The organism is Myxococcus sp. SDU36 (assembly GCF_030168875.1).
In the GTDB taxonomy this organism is placed as follows: domain Bacteria; phylum Myxococcota; class Myxococcia; order Myxococcales; family Myxococcaceae; genus Myxococcus; species Myxococcus vastator.
The window spans coordinates 5,385,251-5,397,763 of sequence record NZ_CP077414.1 but is presented as its reverse complement, the minus strand read 5'-3'; the positions used below and the strand labels follow the sequence as shown (position 1 = coordinate 5,397,763).

Here is a 12,513-nt window from a genome sequence, read left to right as displayed (position 1 = left end):
GAGGACGTGGGCCGTGAGTGTGGAGGTGCTGTTCCAGACACTGGAGTCACGGCTGTCCTCGCGGCCGGCGCGTGAGGTGCACCTGCCGGGGTGGACCTTGCGGGAGGCCTCGGTGCTGGTGCCGGTGTTCGAGCGGGACGGCGTGCCTCACGTGCTCTTCACGCGCAGGCCCGCGACGCTGCGGACGCACGCGGACCAGTACAGCTTCCCGGGAGGAGGCAGGGACCCCGAGGACGCCACGCCCCTGCACACGGCGCTGCGGGAGACGGAAGAGGAGCTGGGTATCGACCGGCGCGGCGTGCGGGTGCTGGGCATGCTGGATGAGGTGCCCACGATTTCGCAGTACCGGGTGCGGCCCTTCGTGGGGGTGATTCCCGGGGACGGGAAGTACCGGCCGAGCCCCGAGGAGGTGGCCTTCATCCTGGAGGTGCCGCTGTCGGGCCTCTTGGACCCGTCCATCCTCCGCGTGGAGCGGATGGAAATCCTGGGGGCGGAGCGGGACCTGTACTTCTACACGTATGGGACGCACGTCATCTGGGGGGCGACGGCGCGGATTCTTCGCGACTTCCTGAACCATGTGACGCAGGCGCCTGGCGGGCTGAGGTAGGGCTCCGCGTCAGGGCAGGCGGGTCCTGAACTGGAGCCAGGGGACCAGTTCAGGGTGCTTCTGCTCCACGTTCGTCTTGGGCAGGGCGTGGGCCAGGGTGTTGAGCCCGTGCTTGATCCGACGCATGACGAGGAGCTTCTCGATGGGGATGGCGCGGAAGTCTTCCTGCGCCAGCGCCATCCATCGTGACGCTTCCTCCAGCGATATCGTCGTGAGGCGCTGGACCCACGCGACGATGGGCTCCGAGTCGAGGACGGGGTCACCTTCGCGTTCGCCCAGTTCGGAGATCAGTCCTGCCCGCAAGTTCATCGCCGAAAGCATGAACGAGTGCTCTGTCGCTCCCAAGGGAGGTTGTTTCGCGAGGGCATCGTAGATGCGAAGGGCGACGTGGGCCCAGTCAGTGCTTCTTTCCTCACGTGCTCGCGCTGCGATGGTGAACGCGAAGACATCCCAGTTGAAGGGCTTGCCCTCTACGGCCCCGCCCAGGGTGAGCCGGCCTAGCCATGCATTCATTTTCGAGAGGGGCCACTCCAGGGCCTCATCAAAAATGTCACGAGTCGGGTTCATTGGGCAGGTCCCTAGGGGAACAAGATACCGGCTCGGGAGAAGGCCTGTCTGCCGATTTCCAGCGCTCTGGCACTCGTAGCTGCGGGAGCCTCGAAGAGGTAGTGGCCACTGTGAGGCGTGATCTCCACACCTGTGCGTAGCATGCCATGGGCGGCGATTTCAGCTTCGCCTGCTGCGAGCACTGGGCGTCCTCCGCTGGCGACGGCGTGCGAGATCTCTTTTGTTCGCCATGCGTGAGGGACAATCAGCAATTCCCCCTCCGCAGTCACCACCCACTTGATGGAACCGTTGTTCACATACCGTAGAAAGTCGGGGTCTGTGACTCGAACGGGGCGAACGCCTACCAGCCGCGCGATTTTCTGCTCCTTGTCCAATAGGTGGGGTTGCTGATTCTCAAGGAGCTTCGTGGGGACGCCGTCCGAGGATGAGGGTGCGTCTGTATCGCCGGGCCCGCGAGCGGTCATGGCGACCGCGTTGGGCGCAAGGCCCACGGTCATGACGCCCTCCGCTACGGAGATGGAGCGCACGCCCCCTGCCATCGCCGCGGACAGCCGAAAGCCAGCCTGAGTCTCGGCGGCCAGGGCCGCGCTGGCGAAGCCGGGCAGCGTCGGTCCCTTGGAGGCCATGCTCGCGGCTCCACCACCCAGCGCCGCCGTCAGCGCGAGGATGAGCACGCGCGCTCCGTTCTCCCCCATGACTCGGCCGAAGCGGTGCCCCGCGTCCTCCAATTCCTGGAACGACACCGCTCGTTCAGCGTCCGCGGACAGTCGCTGCCAGCCAGCCACGAGGCCCATGAAGGCGTCCACGCCGAGGTAGGCGAGGACGAAGGTCGTCAGGGTGATGGCGACGAGCTTCGTCACGGGCTCGGGCGCGACGACGAGGAGCATGTACGCGGCCAGTGCCGATGTCAGCATGGCCTTGAGTGCGAGCGGGTTGACGACCTCCTTCACCGCGTCCTGCACGCCCTCCCACACACCATCCCAGGCGAAGGTGAGCGCCATCTGCCGGCGCGCCTTGGCGTCCAGGAAGGTGAAGCCACCCTCCAGGAGCGTGAGGCACTCGCCAGGGCTGTCCTGGCGGGAGCACCAGGCGTCGTAGTCGCGTCCGGCACCTTGGGGCTCCGAGTTCCACGAGGCGTGGCGGACCCTTGGAGGCTCCGCCTCCTCGCGAAGAGAGAAGCGCATGTCGAGCACGAGCCGGGTTATCACCTTCCGGAACGCGGCTGCGTCCACCACGACGGGCTTCGCATTTTTCGGAGGGAGGTAGACGAGAGGCTCGCCTTGTCCCGTGTCCAGGCGCACGACTCGCGGTGTCGCGCAGCCCACGAGAAGCACGCTCAAGAGCAGTGCACCTGCTTCACGCAACGTCATGCCACTCTCCTGACGCGCGCTCCCCACCCGTGGGAGCACCCGCCAGAGGTAGCACGTGCGTCTGACGATGCGCGGGACGTGCCGGCTTGCGTGGTGGCACCGACGCAGTCTTTGGCTTACGTGCCCCACCTGCGGGAGTGTGCGGCGTCAGACCAGGCGGGTCCTGAACTGGAGCCAGGGGACGAGCTCCGGATGCTTCTGCTCTACGTTCGTCTTGGGTAGGGCGTGGGCCAGGATTTTGAGCGCGTGCTTGAGCCTGCGCATGGCGCGGAGCTTCTCGATGGGAACGGTGCGGATGTCTTCCTGCGCCATCCACTGGGAAGCTTCCTCCAGGGAGAACGTCGTCAGACGCCGGGCCCACGCGACAATCGGTTCGGCGTCGAGGACGAAGTCGCCTTCACGCTCGCCGAACTCGGCAATCATCCCTGCACGCAGGTTCATTTCAGAGAGCCTGAGGGAGTACTCCTCCTCGTCGGAGTGGCGTTGTGCGAGGGCTCCGTAGACGAGCAGTCCGATATGCGCCCACCCCAAGCTCTGCTCGTCGCGGGCCCGCGCGGCGATGGTGAAGGCGAAGACATCCCAGTTGAAGTACTCGCCGTTCACAGGCTCCCCGATGACGAGTCCGTCAAGCCACGCCCTCAACCGCGATAGCGGCCACTTCAAGACGGTTTGCACCAAGGAGGAGTTCGTGGCCATGCTTGCTAATGACATACGAACGACCGAAACCCAAAGCGAAGCTGAGCAAGCCCGAGCGGAAGGAGTTGCTGGAGCGGTACTACGGAGAGTATCGGGCGTGGGCGGCCGAAGATCACTCCTGCCTGAACCGCAAGGTTCCACGAGGAGCATTCAATGAAATGTTGAACCAGGTGGGGGGCCTGCTTCTCGAACAGGCGGGAATGATGGCAACGACTCCGGGCCCTGTTCGCGAGTTTCTCGAGCAGAACCCGTTGCCCCCAGTACTGGAGGGCAAGCTCCCGGACGAGTTCCGGGCCTTCGCGCTGGCATTGAATGCACTGAAGCAATGGGTGGCGGCCGAACAGGCGGCGACGGATCGCTATTTGCTGGGCGGGCAGGTTCGCACCGAGTGCTGGGCCGCCGCTGACGTGTGCATCGTTTCCGGCGTTTCGCTCGCCGACGGTGTAGGCGAACTTCATCACCCAGTACGAGACGGTCGTCCGCCGATTCCTCTCGGTGCGGACGCCCACGACCAGCTTGAGGGGCAGGTGTCCACTCCCCATGACGACAGCACGCGGTCCGTGTTGCTCAAGCTGAAGCGCCAGGGAAACCGCTCCTGGGTCCATCTGCGCCGGGGTTGCCTCGACCTCCTTGGTGAGCCGGTGGAGCACTCGACGCCGAATGTGGCGGCTGCCTCCAAGACGTTCGCGCGAAATGCGGCGAGGGCGACGGGCATGTCGTACGAGGAGCTGGTCTTGTGGCTTGATGACTCGGGCCTCGGAGCGTAGGCAGGAGAGGGACTCTTGGCGATGTGCTCGCGGTGTCACGCAGCCCACGAGAAGAGCAGTCAAGAGCAGTGCACCTGCTCCCCGCAACGTCATGCCGCGTTCCTGACGCGTGCTCTGCACCCATCAGGAGTCAGCACCCGGCTCTGACGACTCGAGTGAGGCCCGGAAGCACCGGGCCTCACTCCGCGCCGCCTCACGCCTTCTTCTTCTGCTCCAGCTCCGCGCGCAGCTTGTCCTCCTGCGCGCGCAGCTCCGGGGTGAACTCGGCGCCGAAGTCCTCGGCCTCGAAGACGGGGCGAATCTCCAGCTCCGACTCCTCGCCGGGCATGGGGGGCGGGCAGCGGCGCGCCCACTCCACGGCCTCTTCCATCGACTTCACCTGCCACATCCAGTAGCCAGCGATGAGCTCCTTCGTCTCCGCGAACGGACCGTCGATGACGCTCTTCTTCCCGTCCGCGAACCGGATGCGTTTGCCCTTGCTGCTCGGATGCAGCCCGTCACCGGCCAGCATGACGCCGGCCTTCACCAACTCCTCGTTGTAGTTGCCCATCTCGGTCATCAGCTTCTCGTCGGGCATCACATTGGCCTCGGAGTTCTTCGTCGCCTTCACAATGACCATGACGCGCATCGGTGCTTCCTTTCGGTTCGGGAGGCGCTGCGTCCTCGTTCAAATTGGCGACGAATCATCCAAACGCGGATCGACACGCGTCCGAAAATACCGACACGCTCCTCGCGAAGGTCGTGAAGGCCCAAGGTTTTCAGGGGCTTGTCGCGCACCTCACAGGCAGGCGGCCCAAGGGCCCGCCCGCCCGCATCCCCGCCTAGAACTGCAGGTACACGTACGGGCGCGTCTCCACCGAGGACAGGTGGCGGATGCCCAGGCCGAGCACCACCAGCGCCGCGGCGCGCACCGGCACGGGCATGCGGACGAAGAGGTCCGACGACACCGTGTAGAGCTTCATCGGCACGGCGTGGAAGAACACGGCCGCCGCCAGCATGGCCCACACCAGCGGGCTCACGTTGGCGATGCCGGGCACGCCCGCCATCATCCGCTCGTAGAACTCACCCGCGTGCGTCATGTCCTCGGCCCGGAACACCACGCGCGTCAGCACGACGATGGTGAACGTCGTCAGCATGCCCAGCGCCACGCGGGGGACGCCCGGGGACTCGGGCTTGCCCACCGACCACTCCCAGCAGCGCGACACGCACAGCGCCACGCCGTGCACCGCGCCCCAGACGGCGAAGCGCCAGTCCGCGCCGTGCCACAGGCCGCCCAGCACCATCACCGTCATCAGGTTGAACAGCACGCGCGGCTTCGACACGCGGTTGCCGCCCAGCGGCCGGTACAGGTAGTCCCGCAGCCAGGTGGACAGGCTCAGGTGCCAGCGGTTCCAGAACTCGCCGATGTTCTTCGCCAGGTACGGCCGGTTGAAGTTCTCCGGGAACTGGAAGCCGAACAGCGCCGCCACGCCAATGGCGATGTCCGAGTACCCCGAGAAGTCGTAGTAGAGCTCGAAGGTGTAGGCCACCGCCGCGACGATGCACTCCGCGGAGGCGTACTTCTCCGGCGCGGCGAAGACGGGGTCCACCAGCCCCGCGCCCAGCACGTCCGCGATGACCAGCTTCTTCACCAGGCCCACCGCGATGCGGAAGAGGGCGTGGCCACCGGCCTCGGGCGTGAGGCCCGGCGTCTGGCGGAAGTGCGCCATCAGCTCCGACGCCCGGACGATGGGGCCGCTCACCACGCGCGGGAAGAAGAGCAGGTACAGCAGGTGCTCCAGGAACGAGTGCTCCGCGCTCGCCTTCCGCCGGTACACGTCCACCGTGTAGCTGATGGCCTGGAAGACGAAGAAGGACAGGCCCACCGGCATCAGCAGGTTGAAGGGCTCGGCGCGGACTTCAATCCCCCACGGCGCCAGCAGCGACAGCAAGGTCTGCCGCAGCATCTCCAGGTACTTGAAGCCCGCGAGCAGGCCCAGGTTGGAGACGACCGACACCGTGACGAGCGCCTTGCGGACCCCCTGGGACTGCGCGCGGGCCATGCCCTTCACGCACAGGTGGTCCACCGTGACGCCCACCAGGAAGATGAGGATGGGGAAGGGCGTGAAGGCCGCGTAGAAGAAGAGGCTGCCCACCAGCAGCACGCCAATGCGCGGCCAGTAGTGTCGGTGCACCGCCCAGTACAGGGCGAACACCGCGATGACGAAGACGAGGTACTGGACGCTGTGCGACAGCACGTCAGTTGTCCTCCACGCGCGAGGTGGGGCCCGACTTCTTGTGGACCTCGTACGCCGTGAGCAGCTCCCGGGAGAAGGCCCCCGCCAGCCGCGCGTAGCCTTCCGGAGTCAGTTGGACGCCATCCGCGTGGCCCAGCGCGGGCTGCGCGCGCTGCCAGCGCAGCATGGAGCGCTCTCCACCCATGGCCGCGCGCGTGGACCAGTACGCGCACCCCGCGTCCTTCGCCACCTGCGGCAGCGTGTTCAGCACCGACGCCAGCGAGGGCGCCTCGCTCCACCGGCCGGTGGCGTCCCGCGCCAGCCGGTCCGTGGGGCCCATCACCAGGCACTCCGCGTGGGTGGCCTTGCGCAGCCGCGTCAGCATCGCGGTGTAGTCCCGGCGCAGCGCCGAGGCGTCCAGGCCCGGCTGGTTCGCCTCGTCGGTGCCGTACCAGAACACGAGCAGGTCCGGCCGCCGCGACGCCAACTGCGCGTCCACCGCCGCCGCGTCCATGGCCCCCAGGGTCGCCGCCGTGGCACCGGGAAGCCCCAGCGCGTCGTACACGACGCCCGGCGTGTCGTACTCCAGCGAAGCCCCCAGCACCGTGACGTGGCCGTCCTTCGGCGCTGTCACCTCCACGGTGTTCGAGGACCCCGTGACGGGGAAGGAGCGGACGCGCACGGTGGGCTGGGTCAACGGCTCCGGCAAGGGCGCGTCCGGCGGCAGCAGCTCGCCGTCCACCGTGATGTCCGGCGCGCGCACGTCCGGCGCGTCCAGCGCGTACAAATCCAACCGGCCCGAGGTCTCCTTCGCCTCCGGGCAGTCCTTGCAGAACTGGATGCGCAGCTTCGCGCCCGGACCGCCCACGGCGCGGATGCCCGTCAGGCCCCACAGGCCTCCGGGGGGCGCGTCCTTGGCGTCCTCGAGCGTCCACTCCCCCTCCAGCGCGCGCGTCACGCCCGCGGGCTCCAGGTGGGGGGAGGCCTTGCCCGCGGCGATGAAGCCCCGGCCCGCGTCGCCGAAGCGCTTCGTCAGCACCTCGCGCACCGCGTCCGTGAATTCATGTGATGCGGTGTGCGTGCCGCCCAACTGCGCGACGCCCACGCGGAGGGCCTCGCCGGACTCGCGGCGCATCAGCTTGTCGAACGTGCGCGTCAGCGCGGTGTCCGCGTTCTGCAGGCCGGTCGGGTCCGCCACGGCCACCAGCGGCGCCCGGCTCTTCGCGAACGTGCGCTGGAGCGACAGGTCGAAGAGGTGGCCCAGCAGGTCGGAGCCTCGGGCGCGCGGGTGGACGAGGTCGTCCAGCATCAGCCCTTCCTCGAGCCAGCGCATCGCGGAGCCCTCGCCGCCCATGGCGGCGTAGGCGTCCCAGAACGCGCAGCCGGCCGCGCGGGCCTCCTCGCGGTAGATGTCGCCAATCTCCCGGGTGCCCCGGCGCGACACCACCTCGCCGCTCATGGTGCGCACGCCCGCGTCGATGGGCGCCATCAACAGGCACGCGGCGTTCGGCACGTTGGCGCGCACGCGGGACATCAGCTCTTTTATCTGCGCGCGCACCTCGTCCAGCGTGGTGCGGCCGCGCGAGTAGAAGAAGGCCTCGTTGCCGCCCACCATCATCACCACCAGGGACGGCTTGCGCTGACGCAGCTGCGCGCGGAAGGCGGCGGGCTGGGCGCGCAGGTACACCTCCGCCATGCCGCCCAGCAGGCCCACCGTGTCATAGACGACGCCCGGCGTGCCCGTCTCCAGCGCCATGCCGTGCAGCTCCACCTTGCCGGACGTGGTGAGCGTCAGCGACTTCGCGCCCCGCGGCAGCGTCACGCGGGCGAAGGCCGCCTCCGACTTGCTCTTGGAGAAGCCTCGCGTGTGGATGCGCTGCAGCGGCTTGCCGTCCACGGAGAACTGCACGGAGCCGCTGGCGGGCTGCGCCAGGAAGAAGAGCTCCGCCACGCGCGAGCCCGTCACGTCATAACGCGTGCTCTGGGAGCCCTTCTCCGTGCTGAAGGCCACGCCCGTCCAGCCCACCCGGTCGCGGGGCCACTTGGAGTCCACCAGCCGCTCGATTTCCCAGCCGTCCGAGCCCCGGCCCGAGCGCGTCCAGCGGCCCGCGCTGGCGGGGCGGGTGATGAAGAGGAAGCCCTTGCCGCCCGCGCCGAAGCGCTCCTGGAGCCGGTCGCGCACCAGGTCGGTGATGTGGTCGGAGGCCACCAGCGAGTCGCCCAGGTGCACCACGCGCACCGGTGTGCGCCGGGTGTCCTCGCGCAGCTCGGCCAGGGCCCGGGTGTAGGGCGCCAGCCCGTCCTCCAGGCAACTCCCGTCCGGCCCCGCCTTGCGGCAGTTGAGCTCGATGTCCACGTGCTGGGAGCCCATGCGCTCGCGCAGGGCCTCCAGGTCCTTCGCGCGCGCCAGGGTGGGGGCGCTCAGCTCCTCCAGGCCGATGCCCGGCTCCGTGGGCACCGCGGGCAGCGGCTCCGCCACCAGGGCGCCGGCGTCGACCTCGTCCTCCACCTCCTCCGTCTCCGCCGGCGGGCGTTGGGTCGCGCCCGCCCCCGCCGTCATCACCTCTCCGGGCGGACGCGCGGCGCGCCCGCCCGACAGCGAGGTCGGCAGGACGAGCGCCACCAGCTTCTCGGGCAGGGGTCCCCGCTGGAGACTCGGGAGGGGCCGGAGGGCGTCTGGGACCGGCGCAAGCGACAGCCCCAGCGCCAGCGCGACGGTGAGGATGAGCGTCAGCCCGGTGGATCTGGCCTTGAGGAAGTCCAACAGCGCGGCATGAGACTGGCTTTTGGGTGGCGGGTCAAAACTCTCACCACCCTTCGTGGCCTCGCCGTCTGGAGGGCGGGCAGGCGAGTCCCTCTTTCCCGGCAAGGCCGAAACGGTATGGTGCGCCGCCATGGCAACACCCGCAATGGCCCTCTACCCCGTCATCATGGCCGGTGGCTCCGGCACCCGCTTCTGGCCGCTGTCCCGTCAGGCGCGGCCCAAGCAGTTCCTGCCGCTGGCTTCCAAGCTGCCGCTCATCACCGACACGTCCGCGCGCCTCAAGGGGCTCGCCTCGGTGAAGGACACCTTCATCGTCTGTGGCCCCCTGCACGCGAAGGCCGCGGCGAAGCTGGTGAAGGGGCTGCCCAAGGCGAACCTGCTGGTGGAGCCGGTGGCGCGCAACACCGCGCCCGCCATCGCCCTGGCCGCGGTGCAGGTGGCCGCGCGCGACCCCCGGGGCATCATGGTGGTGCTGCCCTCCGACCACCACGTGGCGGACGTGCCCGGCTTCAAGCGCACGCTGGCGGACGCGGCGGACCTGGCGGAGGCGGGGCACATCGTCACGCTGGGCATCAAGCCCTCGCGCCCGGAGACGGGCTACGGCTACATCCAGGTCGGCGCGGCGCTGGAGGGCGGTGGCCGCAAGGTGCGGGCCTTCAAGGAGAAGCCCGACCTGGAGACGGCGCGCGGCTACGTGTCCTCTGGTGACTACCTGTGGAACGGCGGCATCTTCGTCTTCCGCGTGGACGTCATCCTGGAGGCCTTCGCCAGGCACATGCCGGAGATGCAGAAGGGCCTGGACGCCCTGCGCAAGGCCGCGGGCAAGCGGACCTTCGGCGCGGTGCTGAAGAAGGTGTTCCCCAAGCTGCCCTCCCTCTCCATCGACTACGGCGTCATGGAGAAGGCCTCCAACATCGCGGTGCTGCCGGGTGACTTCGGCTGGTCGGATGTCGGCTCGTTCGCGGCGATTCCCGAGGTGCGCCCCGCCGACGCGAACGGCAACGTGGTGTCCGGCAACATGGCCGTGGTGGTGGACTGCCACAACTGCGTGGTGCTGGCCGACAAGCGCCCGCTGTCCGTGGTGGGCCTCACCGACATGGTGGTGGTGGACTCCGGCGACGCGGTGCTCGTGGTGCCGAAGGACAAGAGCCAGGAGGTGCGCAAGGTGGTGGAGGCGCTCAAGGCTCGCAAGCTGACGAAGTACCTGTAGGCGTCCAGGTGGGGCCAGGTGCGCTGGAGAAACGCCCGGTTCCCACCCTGGAAGAAGTACCGGCGGCGGGCCCCTGATTCACCGGTGACCTCGCTCTCTTGGGGGCTTGCTCTGTCGATGAGTGGACAAGGGTCCTCTGCACGCCGGTTGCAAGGCCCCCACCGCCTGCCCCGCTCCGGGGCGGCAGAGGGTGGTGGGGTATGGCCTGCATGCGGTGTGACGTGGACCATCCGGCCGAGGCGTCTTGCCCGGCGGTGCATGACGGCGTCGCGGTGTCGGCGAGCTGCCTGGAGGGACAGCGGCACGGGCCGCTCGTCTTCCGGCGCTGGTTGGGGGCGGGGGCGCTGGGCACGGTGTACCTGGCGGAGTATCTCCCCACGGGGCACCGCTTCGCGGTGAAGGTGCTTCACCCGCACCTGGCGGCGCGTCCGGCCATGCAGCGCCGCTTCTACGCGGAGGCGCAGGCGCTGCGTGAGCTGGTCCACCCGCACGTGGCCCGCGTGCTGGACGCGCGCCCGGGCCCCGGCGGCCTGCCGTGCCTGCTGATGGAGTACGCCGACGGTGAGTCCTTCTCCCGTCTCCCCATGCCGCTGGCGCCCGTGGAGGCGGTGGAGCTGCTGGGGCAGGCGCTGGAGGCCGTGGAGGCCGCGCACGCGCGGGGGCTCATGCACTGGGATTTGTCCGCGGACAACCTCGTCCTCACGCGGGACGCGCGGGGGGAGCGCCGGGTGAAGGTGCTCGACTTCGGCGCCAGCGCCATCCTCAGCTCGAGCCTGTCTCCCGAGGAGCGGGCGCGCGGCATGGTGGTGGGCTCGCCGGCCTTCATCGCGCCCGAGCAGTGGTCCGGTGAGGCCGTGGATGGCCGCGCGGACGTGTATGCGCTGGGCGTGGTGGGCTACCTGCTGCTCACCGGGCGGCTGCCCTTCGGCGTCGGTCGCGCGGGGGAGCTGGCGCCGCCGGAGCCGCATGTCCTCAACCCGTGCGTGCCGCCCGCGCTGTCCTCGGTGCTGCTGCGGGCCCTGGCGCCGCGGCCGGCCGAGCGCTTCCCGGATGCCCGCGCGTTCCGCGAGGCGCTGGCGCGTTGCATGGATCCGCGTGCCCTCGCGGCGGCGCGCGAGGCGGCGCTGGTCGATGACGTGGAGCTGCTGGTGGACATCGACCTCGCGTTCGACATGGACGAGGCCGCCGCGTCCCAGGCGCCCATCCTGCTGCTGCCGGAGATGCGCGTGCCGGAAGGCAACGTCACCATCTTCGGCCAGGCGATTCCGGAGGACGGCGCCACGCCGCTGCACCTGGCGCTGCGGGCGGCGGCCCACGCGGAGCCGGTGCTGGAGGCGCCAGCCCCGCGCGTCGCCGCGCCGGTGGGATTGGAGGTCCGCGTGAAGCTGGCGGAGGGCTGGACGCGGGTGGTGGCCAGCGACATGTCGGTGGATGGCTTCTTCGCGGCGTGGGACGGCGCGCCGCCGCCGCTGGCCGCGCGCCTGGGCGTGGAGCTGTCCTTCGCGGGGCGCACCCTGACGTGCGAGGGCGACGTCGTCCGCCATGTCACGGGGGACGAGGCCCAAACCTGGGGCGTGGCCGCGGGCGCGTTCCTCCACTTCGACGAGCCCTCGGCGGCGCTGCGCCAGTGGGTGGCGTGGATGCTGGAGGAGGGCCGCCGGCCACAGCCGCGTCCGGATGGAGAGCTGGCGCGGCTGCTCGCCCGGGCCGCGGAGGCCGCGAAGGACCCGTATGCCCTGCTGGGCGCGCGGCCCGACGCCGACTTCGAGGAGCTTCGCCGCCGGGCCAGCGCCGCCCTGCGCCGGCTGGAGGGCTTCCGCGCCCGTTCGCTGCCGTCCGGGCAGCGCCGCGCGCTGGAGTCCCTGCGGGGCCGGGTGGAGTCCGCCCGGCGCACCCTGGGCGAGCCGCTGAGCCGCGCCGGCTTCGACGCCGTCCGAGGCAACCTGCCCGGGCTGGCCCGCTGCGTGGAAGCAGGGCTGCCGGACGAGGAGGTGGAGCCCCTGCGCCACGCCTTCCTGTCTGCCCGGCCGGGCGCGGAGGCCCGGGCCCGGGTGCTCTTCACCCAGGGGCACGCGCTGGAGGCGCAGCGGGCCTTGCGCGCCGCGCTCTCCCGTTATGCGAACGCGCTGGCGTTGGACCCGCTCAACGTGTCGTGGCTGCGGCACTACCAGGCGCTTCGCCAGCGGGCGCAGGGCCTGACGCCCTCCATGCCCCCCGTGCTTCATGAGGGGGGCATGGCTCCTCATACCCCGCTTCCGTAGCGCGCGCGGGAGCCCTCTCCGGCCCCTTGGCCCTCCAACGGGCCAGGGGCGCTCT

At 69.7% G+C, this 12,513-nt stretch carries 10 protein-coding genes; 4 read left to right on the top strand and 6 right to left on the bottom strand.

All coding sequences use genetic code 11. The annotated features are described in order from the left end of the window. Positions 1 to 13 precede the first annotated feature (13 nt). The gene (locus KGD87_RS21525; RefSeq protein WP_284662237.1) at positions 14 to 607 is read left to right on the top strand and encodes a CoA pyrophosphatase; all 594 of its coding nucleotides are present in this window, start codon (positions 14 to 16) and stop codon (positions 605 to 607) included. Positions 608 to 616: 9 nt separating this feature from the next. Here KGD87_RS21525 and KGD87_RS21520 read toward each other — a convergent pair whose 3' ends face one another. The 3 genes from KGD87_RS21520 to KGD87_RS21510 all read right to left on the bottom strand — a co-directional run bounded on the left by KGD87_RS21520 (position 617) and on the right by KGD87_RS21510 (position 3,240). Beyond that, the gene (locus tag KGD87_RS21520) at positions 617 to 1,174 is read right to left on the bottom strand and encodes a hypothetical protein (RefSeq protein ID WP_284662236.1); all 558 of its coding nucleotides are present in this window, start codon (positions 1,172 to 1,174) and stop codon (positions 617 to 619) included. An 11-nt stretch (positions 1,175 to 1,185) separates the two neighbouring features. Then, on the bottom strand, positions 1,186 to 2,544 hold the full coding sequence (gene sitA5, locus KGD87_RS21515) for a SitA5 family polymorphic toxin (RefSeq protein WP_502887954.1): 1,359 nt from the start codon (positions 2,542 to 2,544) through the stop codon (positions 1,186 to 1,188). A gap of 147 nt (positions 2,545 to 2,691) precedes the next feature. After that, positions 2,692 to 3,240, bottom strand: a complete 549-nt coding sequence (locus tag KGD87_RS21510; RefSeq protein WP_284662233.1) for a hypothetical protein — start codon at positions 3,238 to 3,240, stop codon at positions 2,692 to 2,694. An 8-nt stretch (positions 3,241 to 3,248) separates the two neighbouring features. Between KGD87_RS21510 and KGD87_RS21505 the strand changes: the two genes are divergently transcribed. After that, a complete protein-coding gene (locus KGD87_RS21505) occupies positions 3,249 to 4,007 on the top strand; it encodes a hypothetical protein (protein ID WP_284662232.1) in 759 nt (252 codons plus the stop codon). Positions 4,008 to 4,200: 193 nt separating this feature from the next. On the opposite strand, the gene KGD87_RS21500 is transcribed toward KGD87_RS21505, so the two are convergent. The 3 genes from KGD87_RS21500 to KGD87_RS21490 all read right to left on the bottom strand — a co-directional run bounded on the left by KGD87_RS21500 (position 4,201) and on the right by KGD87_RS21490 (position 9,119). Next, entirely contained in the window at positions 4,201 to 4,635 is a 435-nt protein-coding gene (locus KGD87_RS21500; RefSeq protein WP_284662231.1) for a YciI family protein, read from the bottom strand. A gap of 193 nt (positions 4,636 to 4,828) precedes the next feature. Continuing rightward, positions 4,829 to 6,244, bottom strand: coding sequence for an MBOAT family O-acyltransferase (locus KGD87_RS21495; RefSeq protein WP_284662230.1), 1,416 nt, complete (start codon positions 6,242 to 6,244; stop codon positions 4,829 to 4,831). A gap of 1 nt (position 6,245) precedes the next feature. Then, a complete protein-coding gene (locus KGD87_RS21490; protein ID WP_284662229.1) occupies positions 6,246 to 9,119 on the bottom strand; it encodes a GDSL-type esterase/lipase family protein in 2,874 nt (957 codons plus the stop codon). Positions 9,120 to 9,132: 13 nt separating this feature from the next. Between KGD87_RS21490 and KGD87_RS21485 the strand changes: the two genes are divergently transcribed. Continuing rightward, the gene (locus tag KGD87_RS21485; RefSeq protein ID WP_284668675.1) at positions 9,133 to 10,197 is read left to right on the top strand and encodes a mannose-1-phosphate guanylyltransferase; all 1,065 of its coding nucleotides are present in this window, start codon (positions 9,133 to 9,135) and stop codon (positions 10,195 to 10,197) included. Between the two features lie 200 nt (positions 10,198 to 10,397). Next, complete coding sequence (locus KGD87_RS21480) at positions 10,398 to 12,458, top strand: serine/threonine-protein kinase (RefSeq protein ID WP_284662227.1); 2,061 nt, start codon at positions 10,398 to 10,400, stop codon at positions 12,456 to 12,458. Positions 12,459 to 12,513: the final 55 nt, after the last annotated feature.

Excerpts from the sequence above, each read along its gene's own strand:
- KGD87_RS21520 (WP_284662236.1), bottom strand. The coding sequence starts at position 1,174 with ATGAACCCGACTCGTGACATTTTTGATGAGGCCCTGGAGTGGCCCCTC.
- sitA5 (WP_502887954.1), bottom strand. The coding sequence starts at position 2,544 with ATGACGTTGCGTGAAGCAGGTGCACTGCTCTTGAGCGTGCTTCTCGTG.
- KGD87_RS21510 (WP_284662233.1), bottom strand. The coding sequence starts at position 3,240 with ATGGCCACGAACTCCTCCTTGGTGCAAACCGTCTTGAAGTGGCCGCTA.
- KGD87_RS21505 (WP_284662232.1), top strand. The coding sequence starts at position 3,249 with ATGACATACGAACGACCGAAACCCAAAGCGAAGCTGAGCAAGCCCGAG.
- KGD87_RS21500 (WP_284662231.1), bottom strand. The coding sequence starts at position 4,635 with ATGCGCGTCATGGTCATTGTGAAGGCGACGAAGAACTCCGAGGCCAAT.
- KGD87_RS21490 (WP_284662229.1), bottom strand. The coding sequence starts at position 9,119 with ATGGCGGCGCACCATACCGTTTCGGCCTTGCCGGGAAAGAGGGACTCG.
- KGD87_RS21485 (WP_284668675.1), top strand. The coding sequence starts at position 9,133 with ATGGCCCTCTACCCCGTCATCATGGCCGGTGGCTCCGGCACCCGCTTC.
- KGD87_RS21480 (WP_284662227.1), top strand. The coding sequence starts at position 10,398 with ATGGCCTGCATGCGGTGTGACGTGGACCATCCGGCCGAGGCGTCTTGC.